General features: G+C 66.6%; 19 protein-coding genes. 11 read left to right on the top strand and 8 right to left on the bottom strand.

The window, feature by feature from the left end:
* The first annotated feature begins 25 nt into the window (after positions 1 to 25).
* Entirely contained in the window at positions 26 to 1,243 is a 1,218-nt protein-coding gene (locus G6N59_RS21345; RefSeq protein ID WP_138228830.1) for an acetyl-CoA C-acetyltransferase, read from the top strand.
* A 127-nt stretch (positions 1,244 to 1,370) separates the two neighbouring features.
* Here G6N59_RS21345 and G6N59_RS21340 read toward each other — a convergent pair whose 3' ends face one another.
* Positions 1,371 to 2,246: an endonuclease domain-containing protein gene (locus tag G6N59_RS21340; RefSeq protein WP_138228829.1), complete on the bottom strand. Its 876-nt coding sequence runs from the start codon at positions 2,244 to 2,246 to the stop codon at positions 1,371 to 1,373.
* 272 nt (positions 2,247 to 2,518) lie between these two features.
* On the opposite strand from G6N59_RS21340, the gene purT reads away from it, so the two are divergent.
* Positions 2,519 to 3,721 (top strand): formate-dependent phosphoribosylglycinamide formyltransferase, encoded by a 1,203-nt coding sequence (gene purT, locus G6N59_RS21335; RefSeq protein WP_138228828.1) that lies wholly within the window; start codon positions 2,519 to 2,521, stop codon positions 3,719 to 3,721.
* Between the two features lie 66 nt (positions 3,722 to 3,787).
* Here the strand turns inward: purT and G6N59_RS21330 are convergent, their stop codons facing one another.
* The gene (locus G6N59_RS21330; RefSeq protein WP_138228827.1) at positions 3,788 to 4,636 is read right to left on the bottom strand and encodes a Bax inhibitor-1/YccA family protein; all 849 of its coding nucleotides are present in this window, start codon (positions 4,634 to 4,636) and stop codon (positions 3,788 to 3,790) included.
* A gap of 162 nt (positions 4,637 to 4,798) precedes the next feature.
* Between G6N59_RS21330 and G6N59_RS21325 the strand changes: the two genes are divergently transcribed.
* The 3 genes from G6N59_RS21325 (at position 4,799) to G6N59_RS21315 (ending at position 8,367) form a co-directional block, all read left to right on the top strand.
* The gene (locus G6N59_RS21325) at positions 4,799 to 5,833 is read left to right on the top strand and encodes an enoyl-CoA hydratase/isomerase family protein (protein WP_138228826.1); all 1,035 of its coding nucleotides are present in this window, start codon (positions 4,799 to 4,801) and stop codon (positions 5,831 to 5,833) included.
* Between the two features lie 8 nt (positions 5,834 to 5,841).
* Entirely contained in the window at positions 5,842 to 6,615 is a 774-nt protein-coding gene (locus tag G6N59_RS21320) for an enoyl-CoA hydratase (protein ID WP_138228825.1), read from the top strand.
* 96 nt (positions 6,616 to 6,711) lie between these two features.
* Positions 6,712 to 8,367: an alpha/beta hydrolase gene (locus G6N59_RS21315; protein WP_407665903.1), complete on the top strand. Its 1,656-nt coding sequence runs from the start codon at positions 6,712 to 6,714 to the stop codon at positions 8,365 to 8,367.
* A gap of 9 nt (positions 8,368 to 8,376) precedes the next feature.
* Here G6N59_RS21315 and G6N59_RS21310 read toward each other — a convergent pair whose 3' ends face one another.
* Positions 8,377 to 8,823: a rhodanese-like domain-containing protein gene (locus G6N59_RS21310; RefSeq protein ID WP_407665762.1), complete on the bottom strand. Its 447-nt coding sequence runs from the start codon at positions 8,821 to 8,823 to the stop codon at positions 8,377 to 8,379.
* Complete coding sequence (locus tag G6N59_RS21305) at positions 8,824 to 9,369, bottom strand: cysteine dioxygenase (protein WP_138228824.1); 546 nt, start codon at positions 9,367 to 9,369, stop codon at positions 8,824 to 8,826.
* A gap of 184 nt (positions 9,370 to 9,553) precedes the next feature.
* On the opposite strand from G6N59_RS21305, the gene G6N59_RS21300 reads away from it, so the two are divergent.
* From G6N59_RS21300 to G6N59_RS21285, 4 genes are all read left to right on the top strand, one after another.
* Positions 9,554 to 9,979 carry a lipoprotein LpqV gene (locus tag G6N59_RS21300; RefSeq protein WP_138228823.1) on the top strand — a complete coding sequence of 142 codons (426 nt, stop codon included), beginning with the start codon at positions 9,554 to 9,556 and terminating at the stop codon, positions 9,977 to 9,979.
* Between the two features lie 199 nt (positions 9,980 to 10,178).
* Positions 10,179 to 11,813, top strand: a complete 1,635-nt coding sequence (locus G6N59_RS21295; protein WP_407665902.1) for an LCP family protein — start codon at positions 10,179 to 10,181, stop codon at positions 11,811 to 11,813.
* A gap of 356 nt (positions 11,814 to 12,169) precedes the next feature.
* Positions 12,170 to 12,376: a hypothetical protein gene (locus G6N59_RS21290; protein WP_138228822.1), complete on the top strand. Its 207-nt coding sequence runs from the start codon at positions 12,170 to 12,172 to the stop codon at positions 12,374 to 12,376.
* 47 nt (positions 12,377 to 12,423) lie between these two features.
* Positions 12,424 to 13,392: a patatin-like phospholipase family protein gene (locus G6N59_RS21285; protein ID WP_138228821.1), complete on the top strand. Its 969-nt coding sequence runs from the start codon at positions 12,424 to 12,426 to the stop codon at positions 13,390 to 13,392.
* Here the strand turns inward: G6N59_RS21285 and G6N59_RS21280 are convergent.
* Together G6N59_RS21280 and G6N59_RS21275 are read right to left on the bottom strand one after the other, a co-directional pair.
* A complete protein-coding gene (locus G6N59_RS21280) occupies positions 13,389 to 14,243 on the bottom strand; it encodes a patatin-like phospholipase family protein (protein WP_138228820.1) in 855 nt (284 codons plus the stop codon). The genes G6N59_RS21285 and G6N59_RS21280 overlap by 4 nt on opposite strands.
* Before the next feature lie 38 nt (positions 14,244 to 14,281).
* Complete coding sequence (locus G6N59_RS21275) at positions 14,282 to 14,767, bottom strand: SRPBCC family protein (protein ID WP_138228819.1); 486 nt, start codon at positions 14,765 to 14,767, stop codon at positions 14,282 to 14,284.
* A 40-nt stretch (positions 14,768 to 14,807) separates the two neighbouring features.
* On the opposite strand from G6N59_RS21275, the gene G6N59_RS21270 reads away from it, so the two are divergent.
* On the top strand, positions 14,808 to 15,851 hold the full coding sequence (locus tag G6N59_RS21270; protein ID WP_138228818.1) for a zinc-binding dehydrogenase: 1,044 nt from the start codon (positions 14,808 to 14,810) through the stop codon (positions 15,849 to 15,851).
* Between the two features lie 108 nt (positions 15,852 to 15,959).
* Here G6N59_RS21270 and G6N59_RS21265 read toward each other — a convergent pair whose 3' ends face one another.
* Positions 15,960 to 17,009: an NAD(P)H-dependent amine dehydrogenase family protein gene (locus tag G6N59_RS21265; RefSeq protein WP_138228817.1), complete on the bottom strand. Its 1,050-nt coding sequence runs from the start codon at positions 17,007 to 17,009 to the stop codon at positions 15,960 to 15,962.
* A gap of 139 nt (positions 17,010 to 17,148) precedes the next feature.
* On the opposite strand from G6N59_RS21265, the gene G6N59_RS21260 reads away from it, so the two are divergent.
* Entirely contained in the window at positions 17,149 to 18,342 is a 1,194-nt protein-coding gene (locus tag G6N59_RS21260) for a lipid-transfer protein (RefSeq protein WP_138228816.1), read from the top strand.
* A 73-nt stretch (positions 18,343 to 18,415) separates the two neighbouring features.
* Here the strand turns inward: G6N59_RS21260 and G6N59_RS21255 are convergent, their stop codons facing one another.
* Positions 18,416 to 19,021 (bottom strand): TetR/AcrR family transcriptional regulator, encoded by a 606-nt coding sequence (locus G6N59_RS21255; RefSeq protein WP_138228815.1) that lies wholly within the window; start codon positions 19,019 to 19,021, stop codon positions 18,416 to 18,418.
* Positions 19,022 to 19,067 lie beyond the last annotated feature (46 nt).

Here is a 19,067-nt window from a genome sequence, read left to right as displayed (position 1 = left end):
TTTGGATCCACTAGGAGCTCCCGTCATGCCCGAAGCCGTCATCGTCTCCACCGCCCGCTCCCCCATCGGCCGTGCCGTCAAGGGCTCGCTGGCCACCATGCGGCCCGACGACCTCGCCGCGCAGATGGTGCGCGCCGCGCTGGACAAGGTCCCCGCGCTGGACCCGCGCGACGTCGCCGACCTGATGATCGGCTGCGGACAGCCCGCAGGTGAGGCCGGCTACAACATCGGCCGCGCCGTTGCCGTCGAGCTCGGCTACGACTTCATGCCGGGCACCACCGTCAACCGCTACTGCTCGTCGTCGCTGCAGACCACCCGCATGGCGTTCCACGCGATCAAGGCCGGCGAGGGTGACGTGTTCATCTCCGCCGGTGTCGAGACCGTGTCGCGCTTCGGCGTCGGTGCCGCCGACGGCGCCCCGAACAGCAAGAACTCGCTGTTCGACGAGGCCCAGGCCCGCACCGTCAAGCAGGCCGAGGGTGCCACCGAGTGGCACGACCCGCGTGAAGACGGCGTGCTGCCCGACGTCTACATCGCCATGGGCCAGACCGCCGAGAACGTCGTCCTGCACACCGGCATCAGCCGTGAAGACCAGGACCACTGGGGCGTCCGCTCGCAGAACAAGGCCGAAGAGGCCATCAACGCCGGCTTCTTCGAGCGCGAGATCGTCCCGGTCACGCTGCCCGACGGCACCGTCGTCTCCAAGGATGACGGCCCGCGCGCCGGCACCACCTACGAGAAGATCAGCCAGCTGCAGCCGGTCTTCCGCCCGAACGGCACCATCACCGCCGGCAACGCCTGCCCGCTGAACGACGGCGCGGCCGCCCTGGTGATCATGAGCGACGAGAAGGCCAAGGCCCTGGGCCTGACGCCGCTGGCGCGCATCGTCTCGACCGGGGTGTCGGGTCTGTCGCCGGAGATCATGGGCCTGGGCCCGATCGAGGCCGTCAAGCAGGCTCTGGGCCGCGCCAACATGGCCATCGGCGACGTCGACCTCTACGAGATCAACGAGGCCTTCGCCGTGCAGGTGCTGGGCTCGGCCCGTGCCCTTGGCATGGACGAGGACCGCCTGAACGTCTCCGGTGGCGCCATCGCCCTCGGCCACCCGTTCGGGATGACCGGCGCCCGCATCACCGCGACGCTGATCAACAACCTGCAGACGCACGACAAGCAGTTCGGTATCGAGACCATGTGTGTCGGTGGTGGCCAGGGTATGGCCATGATCATCGAGCGGCTCAGCTAGTTCGCTGGGGCTTCCGCCCCTTCCCGTTGACCCTGTGCTCAGGGCGCATTTGTTCGAGTGACATGCGCCCCAGGTACAGGGTCAACGTGTTTCTGGCTCCCTCTCACGTTGAGCCTGAATCCATGGCCTAGCGTGACGGCAGAAATGCCGCAGGATTCGTCCGGTACATGGCCCGCGCCCACGCCCGGTTCACCCACCCGATGATCTCGGCGCGTTGATGTCCGGCAGCCACTCTGACAACAGTCCACCCTGAGGCGGCGAGGTACTCGTTTCTGGCGATGTCGTAGCCGATCTGGCTCGCGTGCTGTGCACCGTCGTACTCGACTGCCAGCATCAGGTCCTCCCACCCGATGTCGAGGAAGTACTTGGGGCGACCATCAGGACCGAGGACTGGAATCTGGGTCTGCGGGCGCGGGAAGCCCTCGTCCATCAGCAGCAACCGCAACCAGGTCTCCTTCGGGGACTGGGCACCGGGGTCAAAGAGTTCCAGCGCACGCTCAAGTTGACGCAGCCCGCGGGTATGGCGGTGCCGGCCCGCCATCGTACGAACGTCCTCAGCGGTGAAACCTGTTGCCGCACTGAGCGCATCGAGTCGAGCAACCGCGTCAACGAGAGGTCCGCGTCGCCCCAGATCGAACCCCGTGCGCGCAGGCGTAGTCACCGGCAGACCGTCGATACGCTGAATTTCGTCGTCGAAAAGCAGGTCGTCGCGGGCGATGACGGTTCGCGGCGGCCTGGTGTTGGCATAGATGAGCTCGATCGGCACGTCGTCAGGCACCCAGCGAGCGCCGTGCACCGCGGCTGCCGCGCTTCCGGCGATGACGGCCTCACGCCCAGACCACAACCAAGCTGCCTTCGTACGATGCCGCAACGACGGCTCAATTCGCCTGTCCCCGTATATGTTCGGGAGCAGCGCCCGGTAGTAGCGACGCAGCTCGTAGCGGGTCAGTGACTGAGCCGCAAGCGCCTCGCTTCCGATCAATGGGTCCGATTCCGTGGTCATCACGCAACCGTCTGCATTCCCCCTGACAGAAGAGCCCCCGAACTGCGACCACCGCCGTGGTGTGTGGATCAACTGCGAACTGTGCATAACCTCCGTTCAGTCTGTGCCCGCGGTGCATTCGGCCGAGAAGCCCACGCCCCCAGTACAGGGTCAATGCGTCGATAGGCGCTCAGGACGTTGACCCTGAACCTGTGGCGCAACTGTTCGAGTGACCTGCGCCATCAGTACAGGGTCAACCACAGTCGGGGGCCGACCCATAGACTTGCCACCCGATGATCACCATCGGAACCCCTCTGTCGCCCAGCGCGACCAAGGTCATGCTGCTCGGCTCCGGCGAACTCGGTCGCGAAGTACTGATCGCGTTGCAGCGCCTGGGCGTCGAGACCATCGCCGTCGACCGCTACCCGAACGCACCGGGACACCAGGTGGCCCACCACGCCCGGACCATCTCGATGACCGACCCCGACCAACTCAAGGCGCTGATCGAGGCCGAGAAACCGGACCTGGTGGTGCCCGAGATCGAGGCGATCGCGACGCCGATGCTGCAGGAACTCGAGGACGCCGGTGTGGTGCGGGTGATCCCGACCGCACGGGCCGCTCGCCTGACCATGGACCGCGAGGGCATCCGCCGGCTGGCCGCCGAGCAACTCGGGGTCCCGACGAGTCCGTACCAGTTCTGCGACTCACTGGCGGAACTCCACGCCGCGATCGAGGGTGGCATCGGCTACCCCTGCGTGGTCAAACCCGTCATGAGCAGCTCGGGCAAGGGCCAAAGCAAACTCGACGGACCGGACGACGTCGCGAAGGCCTGGGAGTACGCGATGGGCGGGGCACGCGTGACCAACACCCGGATCATCGTCGAGGGCTTCGTCGACTTCGACTACGAGATCACGCTGTTGACCGTCCGTGCCAGAGGTGCCGACGGCGAGGTCGGTACCCAGTTCTGCGAACCCATCGGGCACCGCCAGGTCGCCGGCGACTACGTGGAAAGCTGGCAGCCGCACCCGATGTCGGCTGCTGCCCTGGCCAACGCGCAGCAGATTGCGCAGACGGTCACCGAAAACCTCGGCGGGCAGGGCGTTTTCGGTGTCGAGTTGTTCGTCAAGGGCGACCAGGTCTGGTTCAGCGAAGTGAGCCCACGGCCGCACGACACCGGGATGACCACGATGATCACCCAGTGGCAGAACGAGTTCGAGCTGCATGCCCGCGCCATCCTCGGCCTGCCTGTGGACACCTCGCTGAAGAGTCCGGGGGCCAGCGCAGTGATCTACGGCGGCGTCGAGGCCGAGGGCATCGTCTTCGACGGCGTCGATGACGCTCTCCAGGTGCCGGGCACCGACCTTCGCCTGTTCGGCAAGCCGGAGAGCTTCCGGACCCGCCGGATGGGCGTGGCCCTGGCCCGGGCCGAGGATGTCGACACCGCACGCCGCAACGCTGCCGAGGCCGCGAGCCGGGTCAGTCCGCGCGCGGTCTGATCCGCGGCACACTGACACGAAAAAGGGGCGCCCGCCGAAGCGGACGCCCCTTTTCTCGCACCAGAGCTAGTCGTTGTTGAAGTAACTCAGCAGTCGCAGGATTTCGACGTACAGCCAGACCAGGGTGACGGTCAGGCCGAGCGCGATGCCCCATGCCGCCTTCTCCGGCGCACCAGCGCGGATCATCTGGTCCGCGGCGTCGAAGTCGACCAGGAAGCTGAACGCCGCCAGCGCGATGCAGACCAGCGAGAAAATGATGGCGATGGTGCCACCGCTGCGCAGGCCCATACCGGCGCCGCCGCCCACACCGAACATGCCGAGCACCAGGTTGCCGAGCATCAGGGCAAGGACACCGAACATGCCGGCGACGAGCATCCGGGTGAACTTCGGAGTGACGCGGATGGCGCCCGTCTTGTAGACGACGAGCATGCCGAAGAACACACCGAAGGTGCCGAGGATGGCCTGGCCGATCAGGGCGCCGGCGTTGGCGCCGGACACCGCGAAGTTGGCCATGACGAACGAGAAGGCACCGAGGAACATGCCCTCGAGCACCGCGTACGTGAGGACGATGCCCGGGTTGTCCTGCTTGCGGCCGAACGTGGCGATGAGAACCATCACCAGGCCGCCGAGGGCGCCGATCATGGCCAGCGGCCCGGCCAGCGCCAGGTTGGACATGATCACGAAGTACGAAACGACCGCGCTGACCGTCAGCACCGCCAGCGTGATGCCGGTCTTGGTGACGACGTCATCGATGGTCAGCGGGCGGGCGAAACCGGCCTGCTGAGGTGGGTATTGGGTGTATGGCTGGGCCATGGTCTGCTGGGCACCGTATCCGGCGGCGCCACTACCGAATTGCGCGTATCCGCCCTGCGACTTGGGCAGGGAACGAAATATCGGGTTGCTGCTCTCGCGCACCGTCTGGGTTCCTCTCCTGAAGCTGTGGTCCGTCTGCTGACGAACACCCACACAACGTACGGCTTCGGGTGTTAGTTCCCGGCGAGACGGAGAAACTGGGAACTTACTGTGAAACGGTACCTGGTCGGCGCGGCCGGTGCGCAACGATCTAGATTGCTTACCGTGGCGGAAAACGAGGATATCCTAGTAAATATCGAGAACGGCGTCGGCGTCGTCACGCTGAACCGCCCGAAGGCCATCAATTCGCTCAATCATGTGATGGTCACGGGCCTCGCCGACGCGCTCAACACCTGGGAGCACGACGACAGCGTCCGTGCGGTCCTGCTGACCGGCGCCGGCGAGCGCGGCCTGTGCGCAGGCGGCGACGTCATCGCGCTCTATCACAGCGCCAAGGCCGGTGACGACAACGCCAGGACGTTTTGGCACGACGAATACCTGCTCAACGCCCACATCGGCCGTTACCCCAAGCCATACGTCTCGCTGATGGACGGCATCGTGATGGGCGGCGGCGTCGGCGTCGGCGCCCACGGCAACATCCGCGTCGTCACCGAGAAGACCAAGCTCGGCATGCCCGAGGTCGGCATCGGCTTCATCCCCGACGTCGGCGGCACCTACCTACTGTCCAGGGCGCCGGGACTGATCGGTCTGCACGCCGCGCTCACCGGTGCGCCGTTCTCCGGCGCGGACGCCATCGCGCTGGGATTCGCCGACCATTTCGTCCCGCAGGCTGAACTTCCCGCGTTCAAAGACCTGGTCATCAGCTCCGATCCGGACGCGGCACTGGCGAAGTACGCCATCGAGCCACCCGCCAGTGAGCTTCTGGCGCAACGGCATTGGATCGACGAGTGCTACGCCGCCGACACCGTCGCGCAGATTCTGGAAAACCTGCGCGGCCATGACGCCGCCGCGGCCAACGATGCGGCCGCCCTGATCGCCACCCGGTCCCCCATCGCGCTCACTGTCACGTTGGAGGCCGTGCGCCGCGCCGCGAAACTGCCGACGCTCGAGGACACCCTCGTCCAGGAGTTCCGAGTCTCGATGGCGTCGCACAAGTCCCACGACTTCGTGGAGGGCATCCGTGCCCAGCTCGTCGACAAGGACCGCAACCCGCAGTGGTCCCCCGCTAACGTGTCGGATTGCACCGCCGCCGACGTCGACGCCTACTTCGTCCCCGCCGACCCCGATCTGACTCTCTAGGAGCCCGCATGACTTTCGAAACCATCCTGGTCACCCGTGACGACCGCGTCGCCACCATCACCCTGAACCGCCCGAAGGCACTCAACGCGCTCAACAGCCAGGTGATGACCGAAGTCACCACGGCCGCAGCTGAACTCGACGCCGACCCGGGCATCGGCGCCATCATCGTCACCGGCAGCGAGAAGGCCTTCGCCGCCGGCGCCGACATCAAGGAGATGGCGAGCCTCACGTTCGCCGACGTGTTCTCGCAGGACTTCTTCGCGCTGTGGAACAAGTTCGCCGCGACCCGCACCCCCACGATCGCGGCCGTCGCCGGCTACGCGCTCGGTGGCGGTTGCGAACTGGCCATGATGTGCGACCTGCTGATCGCCGCCGACACCGCCAAATTCGGGCAGCCCGAGATCAAGTTGGGCGTGTTGCCCGGCATGGGTGGCAGCCAGCGCCTGACGCGCGCCGTCGGCAAGGCCAAGGCGATGGACCTGATTCTCACCGGCCGCAACATGGACGCCGAGGAAGCCGAGCGCTGCGGCCTGGTGTCGCGCGTCGTCCCGGCCGACAAGCTGCTCGAAGAGGCCAACGCGGTCGCCAAAACGATTGCCGGCATGTCTCTTTCGGCGTCGCGCATGGCCAAGGAGGCCGTCAACCGCGCCTTCGAGAGCACACTCGCCGAAGGTCTGCTGTACGAGCGCCGGTTGTTCCACTCGGCCTTCGCCACCGACGACCAGACCGAGGGCATGGCGGCCTTCACCGAGAAGCGCGCGCCGAACTTCACGCATCGGTAAAGTCGAGCGGTGCCCGACACCGTTCACGACACCGATCCTGCCGACGACGACGGCCCCGCTGTCGCGGTCGCCGAGCCGTCGAGTGAAGAGTTGCTCGTGGCGAAACTGGAAGAGCCGCCATCAGATTGGTGGGTTCGCCGCTACACGTTCTTCGGGACCGCGGTCGGACTGACCTTCATCTGGCTGTCGATGACCCCGTCGCTGCTGCCGCGCGGACCGCTGTTCCAGGGCATCGTCAGCGGCGCGGCCGGCGCGTGCGGTTACAGCTTCGGGGTTTTCGGGGTCTGGTTGGTGCGGTACATGCGGTCGAAGGACAGCAGCCCCAAGGCGCCCCGCTGGGCCTGGCTGGTCCTGATCGGCATCGGCGTCGTCGGCCAGGTGCTCGCCATCATCTGGTTCCACGTCTGGCAGGACGACGTCCGGGACCTGATGGGCGTGCCGCGCATGAGCTTCTGGGACCATCCGCTGACTGCGGTGCTGTCGGTCGTCTTCTTGTTCGCGTTCGTCGAATTCGGACAGCTGGTGCGCAAACTGGTGCTGTTCCTGGTGCGCCAGCTGGAACGTGTTGCGCCGCCGCGGGTGTCAGGCGCCATCGCCGTCATCTTGGTCGTCAGCCTCTTCATCGCGATCCTCGATGGCGTCGTGGCCCGGTTCGGCATGTCGACGATCAACAACATCTTCGAGAACGCCAACAACGACACCGACAACCCGGCGCCCACCAGCACGCTGCGCTCCGGCGGCCCGCAGTCACTGGCCTCCTGGGACTCGCTGGGCCACCAGGGACGGGTGTTCGTCAAGGGCGGACCGACTGTCGACGAACTGTCAAACTTCAACGGCAGTAAAGCAGTTGAGCCGATTCGCGCCTATGCCGGCCTGCACTCGGCAGAAGGCATCCGCGCCACCGCGCGACTGGCTGCCGAAGAACTCAAGCGCACGGGCGGACTGAACCGCAAGGTCATCGCGGTCGCGACCACGACAGGCACCGGCTGGATCAATGCAGCCGAGGCGTCAGCCCTGGAGTACATGTACAACGGCGACACCGCGATCGTGTCCATGCAGTATTCGTTCCTGCCCAGCTGGATCTCCTTCCTGGTGGACAAGGAGAACGCCCGCCAGGCCGGTCAGGAGCTGTTCGAGGCGGTTGACGAGATGGTCCGCGGACTACCGGAGGGCAAACGCCCCAAGCTGGTGGTGTTCGGCGAGAGCCTCGGCTCGTTCGGCGGCGAGGCGCCGTTCCTGTCACTCAACAACCTGATCGCCCGAACCGACGGCGCCCTGTTCTCCGGACCGACGTTCCAGAACACGATATGGACCGATCTGACCGCCCAGCGCGACGCGGGCTCCCCCGAGAAGCTGCCCATCTACGACAAGGGCGAGTACGTCCGCTTCGTTACGCAGCCAACAGACCTGGACCGTCCGACCACCGCATGGCACCACCCACGCGTGGTGTACCTGCAGCACCCGTCCGATCCGATCTCCTGGTTCAACCCTGATCTGTTGTTCCACATGCCGGATTGGTTGCGCGAACCCCGTGGCCGCGACGTCTCACCCCGGATGGAATGGGTCCCGGTGGTGACCTTCCTGCAGGTCTCGGCCGATATGGCCGTGGCTGTCGATGTGCCGGACGGGCACGGTCACGTGTTCATCCAGGACGTCGCCAACGCCTGGGCGGCCATCCTGCAACCGCCCGGATGGACACCGGAGAAGACCGAACGAGTGCGCCCCCTGCTGGCGCGCGGCTACTCGAGCTGAGACGACCCGCTAGACCCAAGCGCCGGCACGTAGCAACACCGAGGCCGCCGTCCCGCCCAGCAGGCCTTCGGCCACCAGCGCCCGATACCCGCCGATGACGTCGGTGGCCCGGTACAGCCCGAGATCCTGCAGTGCCGCGGCGGCCAGGCTCGAGGTGTAGCCCTGCGAGCACAACACCACCCACTCGACGTCGTCGCCGGTGGCCTGCGGCAGGCGCGCGTCACTGGTCGGGTCGCAACGCCATTCCAGGACGTTGCGCTCGACCACGAGCGCGCCGGGGAACTCGCCCTCGACGGCGCGCTGCGCGGCCGGCCTGATGTCCACGAGCACGGCACCCCGGTTGAGCGCGGCGGGGATCTCGGCTGCGGATAGCCGGACCAGCCGCTCCCGGGCGGCGTCCAGTATCGCGTCGACTCTGCTCAGCACGTTTCCCGTCGCTTCGCTCGCCCTGGCCATTCAGTCCCCCTCGGGTGTGTCGGTGAGTTCGGTGTAGACGCGACGCAGCTTCTGGCTGTCGGTGACGTCGTAGTACGACATGGCGGTCAGCGGCGGCGAGTAGGCGTGCACGCTCAAGGTGGGATGCGACGCCGTCGGCTGCCCACCGCCTGCCCGCACCACGTCGTGGACCCACCCCAGCGGGAACGCCGCCTGGTCACCGGCCTCCAAGGTGCGTTGGCGCAGCCGACGGCCGTCCCAGCGGGTTTCCTCGAGCGCTCCGGACACCACGGTCAGGGCGCCCAGCGATCCGCCGTGGTCGTGCAGCTCGGTGCTGCGCTCGGGAACCCAGCTGATCAGCCAGAGGTCCAGTTCGTCGTCGCCGTATAACCGGCGGTACCAGCGCTCTTCGAGCGGCAGGCCGTCGGCGGGCAACAACCGGTCGTAGCGGCCGCTCAGGACGTCGTCTGCGCACCGGTCGGTGGCATGCAGCAGGTCGGCCAGGCGCAATCGGGTCGGCGCCAGGGAATTGGGACGAGAAACAGAAAAATCTGTCAGGACGGACATGACGGAACTCCAATGCAGAAACGAACGGGGGCGAAGCCCTCACCAGGCCGGGCTCAAGCCCGACAACACTGCGCGTTCTGCACGTTCTGCACTGCCATGTTCCCCATGGTGGCGACCCCACGGCCGCCGGGGAAGGGTTAGCGTCAGGGTGATCCGGAATGCCAACCGATCTAGATTGGCAACCATGCAGACCAACGTCACCCGGGCCGCGCTGCTCACCGCCATTGCCTTGGCCGTGCTCACCGGCTGCGGTCAGGACAAGCAGGCGGGAACCGCCCACACGCCGGCCGCCGAGCTGCCCACGCAGACGCACGAGGGCCCGGCACCAGGCGCGGTCGCCGTCTCTCCGGGCGGTGTGACGACTGCCGTCGACGTCCCTTCGGCGGCGACGGAGTCCGAATTCGGCCAGGCCTGCCATGCCGCAAAACTGTGGATGGACGCTCAGCACGCCGATCCGGCGACGCTCGTCGAGCCCTACCTACGCATCCTGCAACAGCCGGAAACACGTGATCCCGGTAACTTCAACACCCGGTGGACCGAGCTCACAGCAGCCCAACAGGCTGGCGTGATCATGGCCGCGACCAGCGCATCCAGGGGCGAATGCGGCTGATCGCCGGCTTTCTCTGGGGATTCGCTGAGTCTGCGGCGGTGCCCTAAAATCGGTGCTGCTGCCGTCCGATCGCTCTGAGGCACCCACGCGGGCCGCGGTGATAGCGAACTTCCGACCGCCCGGATCCGACCGGCAGTCCACACGTACCCGCGAGGCCCGCCGAGATGAACGCCATGACCGCATCCCCTCGGGGTCGCACCTGAGCACCTCCGAGTTCCAGCGCAGCGACTCCGCCCGCCACCGTCTTCCAGCCCGGCACCGCCGGAGCCGGCTGCAAAGCCTGCTCAGCACCCGCGTGGGCTGGGATACCGTCGGCCGCGTGGCGCTCGCGCTGGTCACCGCGGTAACCGTAGCCGCGACCGGTTTGGGCTGGTGGACGGTGCGCGGCGTGCTGAACGGCATCCCCACGAGTGACGCGCTCGGGGCGGACGCGCCCAAGTCCACTGGCGGCGCGATGAACATCTTGCTGATCGGCCTGGACTCCCGCAAAGACCAACAGGGCAACGACCTGCCGCAGGCGCTGCTGGACAAGCTGCACGCCGGCGATTCGGACAACGGCGGCTACAACACCAACACGCTGATCCTGGCGCACATCTCCGCCGACAACCAGGTCGTCGCGTTCTCCATCCCGCGTGACGACTACGTGCGGGTGACGGGCATCCCCGGCTACGACCACATCAAGATCAAAGAGGCGTACGGCCTGACCAAGGCCAACGCCATGCAGCACCTCATGGACAAGGGCATCAGCGACCAGGCCGAACTGGAGCGCAAGAGCCGCGAGGCCGGACGCGCCGCGACACTGGCCGCGGTCCGCAACCTGACCGGTGCACCCATCGACTATTTCGCCGAGGTGAACCTCGCCGGCTTCTACGACATCGCCGAGAGCCTCGGCGGCGTCGAGATCTGTCTGAACCACCCCGTGTACGACGACTACTCGGGCGCCGATTTCCCGGCCGGCCGGCAGACGCTCGACGCCTCGCAGGCCGTCGCGTTCGTTCGGCAACGCCACGGCCTGGACAACGGCGACCTGGACCGGACCCACCGCCAGCAGGCGTTCCTGATCTCGGTGATGCACCAGCTCCAGCAGGACGGGTCGTTCAGCGACCTCGGCAAGCTGAACCAGCTGATCGGGGTGGCGCAGAAAGACGTCGTGCTGTCAGCCGGTTGGGGCCAGGAACAGTTCAAGCGCATGGGCGAGATCGCCGGCGGCGCCAACGTCCAGTACCGGACCCTGCCGGTGGTCCGTTACGACAACATCAACGGCCAGGACGTGAACATCGTCGACCCCGTGGCCGTCAAGACCGAGGTCGCCAAGGCCTTCGGCCTCAAGCCGCCGCCGGGAGCGGCGACGACGTCGATGCCCAGCACGTCCACCGAGCCGTCCACGCTGGACAAGGCCGCAGACACGACAGGCAGCAAGAGCAGCACGACCAAGCCGGCCAAGACCGCGGTCATCGACGTCATCAACGGTTCCGACGTCACGGGCCTCGGCCGGCAGATGTCGCAGATTCTGGGCGATCTCGACTACAACATGGGCCAGACCCGCAGCTCGCAGGACGGCGATCTCAGTTCGACGGCCGTCGACTTCGGCGCCGGCGCGGACGCCGAGGCCAAGCATCTGGCAGAACTACTGGGCATCGACGCGGTCCGGCCCGACCCTGCGGTGCCCGCCGGCCGCATCCACATCACGCTGGGCCCGGGCTACCAGGTGCCCGACACCCTCGACAGCGTGTCCATGGCCGCGGCCAAGTCGTCCAACTACGACACGACGTTGCCGACGCCGGAATCCGGGCCGCCGGTGCGGGCCAACAGCGGAATCCCTTGCGTCAACTGACGCGCTTCACCGGGGCGCTGTCGGCACTGTCAGCGCTGTCGGCGCTCAGCCAAAGCGCCGATGTCTACTGATCCCATTGGATCGCGCCACAACAGCCCGTTGCGCCATTCAATTTGATTAGTTCAACGAATTAATTTTGGCGGCCGCAGAGCCGCAAGATCGGGCGCCACCGCCATTTCCAGAACACGAAGCACAACTAATAAATTGATGCGCCGACCAGGCAAAACGTCGCAAAAGCAATGAGGTTGGCTAACAAATACGACCGATTTCTCAACTACTGGTCAGTAATTGTGCTTTGACTCACACAATGGTGCACACTATGGGTTGTCTCACTCATAGCCGAAGGGATGAGCTCAATGGTTGCTCGTCAGCATGTACCGGTCGCTCGGGCGCACAGTGGCGCGGTCAACGGGCGCCGGATGCTCTTCATGGGCATCCTGCTGCTGCTCATCGCCGTCGCAGCCGTCAGCGGCGTCCTCTTCGCCATGAGCAGCGGACAGCCTCAGGTGGCCCTGATCATCGGCCTGATCTCCGCGGCGTTCTTCTCGCGTATCCACTGCTGAGGCCACCTCGCCTCGCCCCAGCCTGATCCGCACGCCAAGATAGGGCCATGCGGGTCGGACTGGTCCTTGGCAGCGGCGGCGCCCGGGGTTACGCACACATCGGAGTCATCGACGCGCTCCGCGAACGCGGATTCGACGTCGTCGGCATCTCCGGTTCGTCCATGGGTGCCCTCGTCGGCGCCCTGCAAGCCGCCGACAAACTCGACGAATTCACCACCTGGGCCAGCGCCCTCACCCAGAGCGCGGTGCTCCGCCTGCTCGATCCGTCGTTGACCGCCGCCGGAGTCCTCCGGGCGGAGAAGATTCTGGCGACAGTCCGCGAGATCATCGGCCCGCGGACCATCGAGAGCCTGCCGATCCCGTATACCGCCGTCTCGACCGACCTCATCGCCGGAAAATCGGTCTGGCTGCAGCGCGGCCCCATCGATGCCGCGATCCGGGCCTCCATCGCGATCCCCGGCGTCATCGCCCCACACCTCGTGGACGGCCGGCTCCTGGCCGACGGCGGCATCCTGGACCCGCTGCCCATGGCACCCCTCGCGGCGGTCAACGCCGACCTGACCATCGCGGTCAGCCTCAACGCCAGCGACCCCGCTCCCCCGGTGGAGTCGCCCAGCGCCACCGCCGAGCTGTTGGCCCGGATGCGCCGCAGCACAACGTCATTGATCGACCGGGCCGCGGCAAGCACTCTGCTCGACGGCCCGACAGCGCGGTCGGTGCTCACCCGCTTCAGCAACGCGGTCGACAGCATCGACCACGTGGGCGACCCCGAGGTCGACACCGAAGACGACAACCAGGTGCCGCGGCTCGGCGGCTTCGAGGTCATGAACCGCACCATCGAAATCTCGCAGGCCGCGTTGATGCGGCACACCCTGGCGGCGTACCCACCCGATCTGCTGATCGAGGTTCCGCGCACGGTGTGCCGCAGCCTGGAGTTCTATCGCGCCGATGAAGTCATCGAGATCGGGCACGAATTGGCTTGCGCCGCACTCGATTCCCTTGATCTCCGCGATTAGGCCAGGAACGCGGCAACCTCGGCCGCTACGCGGTGGCCCTGCGCCCGGCCTGCCTGCGCCGACGGAATGCGGCAGGCCGGATCCAGCGGATCGATTCCAAAGGCTGCGAGGGACGCGTCGTCGGCGTAGATGGCGCAGGCGCTGCCCGCAAAGCTTCTGACGTCCGCGCCGGGACCCGCTCCGAACGGTGACGGCGAGTCCGAGGGCGCCGGGACCAGGACGACGGCGCTGTCACAGTCCTTGACCGCGATCATGTTGACGCTGCTGCCCATGCCGCCGTCCATGAACCGTCGCCCGCCGATGGTCACGACCGGCCAGGCCGCAGGCACCGCACAGCTGGCCTCGACGGCGTCGACCAGGGAAACTCCCGACTCGCGAGTGAACACCACCAGCTCACCGGTGTCGATGTCCACGCCGGTGATGCGCAGGTCATGGTCGGGCCAATCGTGCGACGGCAACCGGCGTTCGATGACGTCGCGGCGCACGGCGGGGTCGACGGTCTCCGCGGCGGCCGCTGCTTTCCCCAGACGCTGTAACTGCTGCGCCCGGGCAGCGCCGTTGCCGGCGGACATCGCCTCGACGAACACGGTCAGGACGACTTCGATGTTGACACCGGGGCTGATCTCCGCCGATTCGGCGGCGATCTGGCGTTCGAACAGCTCGCTGATGCTCAGCGCACTACCCAACTGTGCACCGACCGCCGAGCCCGCCGACGTGCCCAGCACCACGTCGGCATTCCGGACCGCCGCCGCGATCTCGGGGGCTTCGTCGGCGATTCCCTGCAGGACGCCGGTCTCCCAGGCAATTCCGGCGATCCCGCCACCTGCCAACACGAGCGCACGCTTGGTCATTAGTGCATCTAACCTGATTCGGCGTGCGCCGGGGAACGTCATCCCACCAGGAGGTCAGAAAGATGCTCGAGCGACCGGCCGGCGTAGCCCTTCCACAACTTGCCGAACACCGGCAGCAGCGGAGCGGTCAGCGAGCTGCGGGGGTGCAGGGTCCAGCGCCAGGTGATCTTGGTGCTGGGATGCTGCCCACCGGAATTGTCCTGGAACAGCCACATCCCTTGCACGCCACTCACCAGCGGCGCCAGCGGGCCGTTGATGTCGGACAGGGTGTAGCCGAACGAGTGCGGCTCGTCGTACGAGGTCAGGGTCTCGGCCATACTGCCGCCACCGGTCAGCAGGATGGTCCGGGTCTGCCCCACCGCATCCCAGATGCCGGTCTGGTCGCGCACGGCCTTGATCGGCGGGATCGGTCCGTACCAGCGACAGAACAGCTCATTCAGGGGAATCGGGGCGGTGCCGCTGAACGCCTCGGCCACCGGGACGGGAACTGTTCGTGATTGCTCGACCACCAATGCCTGCGCCATGATGGCGATCGTAACCATGGATGCTGAACACTGGAGTGTCATGACCTCGACGATGCGGGCCCAACGGTTCTACGCCGACACCAAAAAGATTGTGGTGGAGGACGTTCCGATTCCCGATCCCGGCCCGGGCGAGGTGCTGGTCAAGGTCGCGTATTGCGGCATCTGCCATTCCGACCTCAGCCTCATCAACGGCACGTTCCCGGCCCAGCTCCCGGTGGTCACCCAGGGCCACGAGACCTCGGGCACCATCGCCAAGCTGGGGCCGGGCGTCACCGGCTGGGCCGAGGGCGACCGCGTCGTCGTCGCCGCCGGCAAGCCGTGCATGGACTGCGTGAACTGTCTGCGTGGCGACATGTCGAACTGTCTGCGGATCCGGCTCATGGCGTTTGCGTACGACGGCGGCTGGGCGGAGTACACCGTGGCGCAGGCCTTCGGGCTGACCCGGGTGCCCGACAACGTGCCGCTGGAGCAGGCCGCGATCCTCGCCGACGCGGTCTCCACGCCGTTCGGCGCCGTCGTCCGGACCGGCCATGTGGGCATCGGTGAATCCGTCGGCGTGTGGGGCGTCGGTGGGCTCGGGACGCACATCGTGCAGTTGGCCCGGCTGGTCGGCGCGGCACCGATCATCGCCGTCGACGTCAACCCGGCGGTGCTGGAGCGGGCACTGGAAGTCGGCGCGGACTACGCGTTCGACGCGCGTGACCCGGAGTTGGCGGCGCAGATCGCGCAGGCGACCGGTGGGCGGATGCTCGACGTGGCATTCGACGCCGTCGGCAAGGGGTCGACGTTCGATCAGGCACTGGCATCGCTGACCGTGGGTGGCCGGTTCGTCGGTGTCGGGATGAGCGCCGACGCCCCGACAATCGGCCCGACATCGTTCTTCAACCTGACCAAGAAGCAGGTGCTGGGGCATCTGGGCTACCAGAACGCCGACATCGGCACCCTGGCCACGCTGGTGTCCCGGGGCCGCCTGGACCTCACCCGGTCGATCAGCGAGATCGTCCCACTGGAAGACGTGGCGGAAGGAATCGCGAAACTGGACCGGGCCGAAGGGAATCCGATCCGGATTCTGGTCCAGCCCTAGCCAACTCCCTCAGCCGCCCTAGCCAACTCCCTCAGCCCCAGCCAACTTCCCGCGAGCGTGCGTGTTTGTGCGCCGACACGCCGCTGTCGGCGTACAAGAACGTCACACTCACCTCAGTCGCGGCGCCGCCTTCGCACTGAAGAGCGGCAGGTCCAGATAGGTTGCGATTCCCGGTTCCGCGGCACACACCGCGGGCACGGAGTTGACGCAGTGGGCGGCGGTGCCAACGACGCCGGGTTCCGGTCCGTCCTCTCCGACCAGTCCCTGAAAGCCCTTGATCGACACGGTGAAGTCCGGATGGCCCTTGACCTCCATTTCGTAGCGTTGCCCTTCGGGGCCGAAATCCCATGCGGGGTCGAGGTTTTCCTCGCCCATGAACCAGTTGACGGTGACGCGGACGACGACCTCGTCGCCGACGACCGCCTCCCAGTGAAACTTGCGGGCGGCCACCTGGCCGGGCTGAATGGGACCCAGCGGTGAGTCGATCGGCGCGGTCGCCACCGCAACCTCCTGGCGGGCGCGGATTTTCGGGTCGGCGCTGAATCCGAACTCGTCGACGCACATCCGGACGGCCTGGATGAAGCCGCTGTCCAGTAGCTTCTGCATCGGGCCGGTCAGCGCTTTGTCCGGCGTCTCGCCGAACCCCATCACGTGCCGCAAAACGTCCGGCGCGTCATAGGTCCGCAGGTCCGAGAACTCTTCGGCCCGAACGAAAGTCACGCCGGTGGACATCACCGAGAACAACAGCGGGAACTTCTCACTGATGCCGCCGGGCGCAATGCCGGTGCCGTGCAGCGTGACCCCGCCGGCCAGCGCGGCCTCGCGCATCGGTGCGCCCTGCTTCTCGCTCGGATACACCCAGCCGACCGGCGTCACGACGTTCTTTCCCGACCGCAGCAGTGCGGCGACCTCGTCGGGATTGGCCATCAGTGGGGCATAGATGACGGCATCGGCATCCAGGTCGAGGATGTCCTGGACGTTGTTGGTGGCGGTGACGCCCAGCCGCTCGCCGCCGATGATCTCACCAACGTCCTTGCCGTTCTTGGCTTCCGAATGCACCCAACAGCCGACGAGTTCCAGGTCCGGATGTTCCAGCACGCCTTTGATGGCAGCGACGCCGACACCGCCGGTGGCCCACTGCACGACCCGCAACGCCATGAAACCTCCCGAGCACCGCCAGAACTAGAACACGTTCTAGGTTGTATACCACCGCCTCGGCGCCGGAGACCAGACCTTTGGGGTCTTGACTAAAGGCGCCGCGCGTGACTGAACTACAGGTAGTAACGAAAGGAACCCCATGGCCAAGAATCGTGTGTTCGTCGTCGGCGTCGGCATGACAAAGTTCGAGAAGCCCGGCAGTCGCGAGGGCTGGGACTACCCGCGGATGGCCAACGAGTCGGGCAACAAGGCCCTCGCCGACGCCGGCATCTCTTACGACCAGGTTGAGCAGGGCTACGTCGGCTACTGCTCCGGCGATTCGACCTCCGGCCAGCGCGCCCTGTACGAACTCGGCATGACGGGCATCCCGATCGTCAACGTCAACAACAACTGTTCGACGGGTTCGACCGCGCTTTACCTTGCCGCACAAGCGATCCGCGGCGGCCTCGCCGACTGCACCATCGCACTGGGCTTCGAGAAGATGCAGCCGGGGTCCCTCGGCGGTGGCGCGCAGGACCGCGAATCGCCGCTGGGCCGGCACGTCAAGGCCCTGGCCGAGATCGATGAGTTCGCCTTCCCGGTGGCGCCGTGGATGTTCGGCGCGGCCGGCCGTGAGCATATGAAGAAGTACGGCACCACCGCCGAGCACTTCGCGAAGATCGGTTACAAGAACCACAAGCATTCGGTCAACAACCCGTACGCGCAGTTCCAGGACGAGTACACGCTCGACGACATCCTGGCGGCCAAGATGATCTCCGACCCGCTGACCAAGCTGCAGTGCTCCCCCACCTCCGACGGGTCGGGCGCCGCGATCGTCGCCAGCGAGGCGTTCGTCGACAAGCACGGGCTGGCCGCACAGGCCGTCGAGATCGTCGGACAGGCCATGACCACCGACTTCGCCTCGACCTTCGACGGCAGCGCCGCCAACATCATCGGCTATGACATGAATGTCCAAGCCGCCCAGAAGGTTTACGATCAGTCAGGCCTGGGCCCTGAGGACTTCCAGGTCATCGAACTGCACGACTGCTTCTCCGCCAATGAGCTCCTACTGTACGAAGCCCTGGGCCTGTGCGGCGAGGGTGAAGCGCCGCGGCTGATCGACGACAATGACACCACCTACGGCGGTCGCTGGGTGGTCAACCCGTCAGGCGGGCTGATCTCCAAGGGCCATCCGCTCGGTGCGACGGGCCTGGCCCAGTGCTCCGAGCTGACCTGGCAGCTGCGCGGCACGGCCGACAAGCGTCAGGTCGACGGCGTGACCGCGGCCCTGCAGCACAACATCGGCCTGGGCGGCGCCGCTGTCGTGACGGCCTATCAGCGCGCCGAGCGCTAGTCGCTCCACTCGCGAAACGGTATTCCAGCAGGTTCGTTCTCGAACATTTCCTGCTGGAATACCGTTTCGGCAATCAGGGGGCGAACATCGCGTCGACCAGGCGGCGCAACACCTGCCTCGTCTCGCGGCGGGCCTTCTTCGGGTCTTCGGACGTGGCGATGAGCATGGCCGCCTCATCGAGTGCACCGATCAGCACGTGCGCCAGGGCCCGCACGGGTTGACGAGCCAGCTGGCCGGCCTTGATGGCCTCACTGAGCAGCTGCTCTGTCATACCCAGGCTGTAGCGCTGGGCTACATCGCGGAAGCCTGCCCAGCCGAGCACGCTCGGGGCATCAAGCAGGACCAACTGCCGGACTTCCGGGTCGCCGGACACCTCCAACCACGCGTCGACCGCCGCCCGGATCGCATCTGCCGGTGACGTCGCACCCGATGTCGCCACCATGGCCGCCATCCGGTCCATCACGTCTTGTTCCACCACCTCCACCACAGCCAGGAAAAGCGCTGCCTTGTCGGCGAATTGGTGATACATCGCGCCCCGGGTGACCCCGGCCGCGGTCGCGATCTCGGGGGTACCCACTTCCGCGTAACCACGCTCGCCCCACAACCGCCGCGCAGCGACGATCAGCGCCTCGCGGGTCGCCGCGGAGCGCTCCTCCTGAGTACGCCTCTTGTTTTCCATACACCCTGTTGGTAAGTTGCGGACAGTCTGTTTGTAAATGCGTGTC

This window comes from Mycolicibacterium aubagnense (assembly GCF_010730955.1).
GTDB classification, from domain to species: domain Bacteria; phylum Actinomycetota; class Actinomycetes; order Mycobacteriales; family Mycobacteriaceae; genus Mycobacterium; species Mycobacterium aubagnense.
The sequence above is the reverse complement of the archived record's forward strand: the minus strand, read 5'-3'. Positions and strand labels throughout refer to the sequence as shown.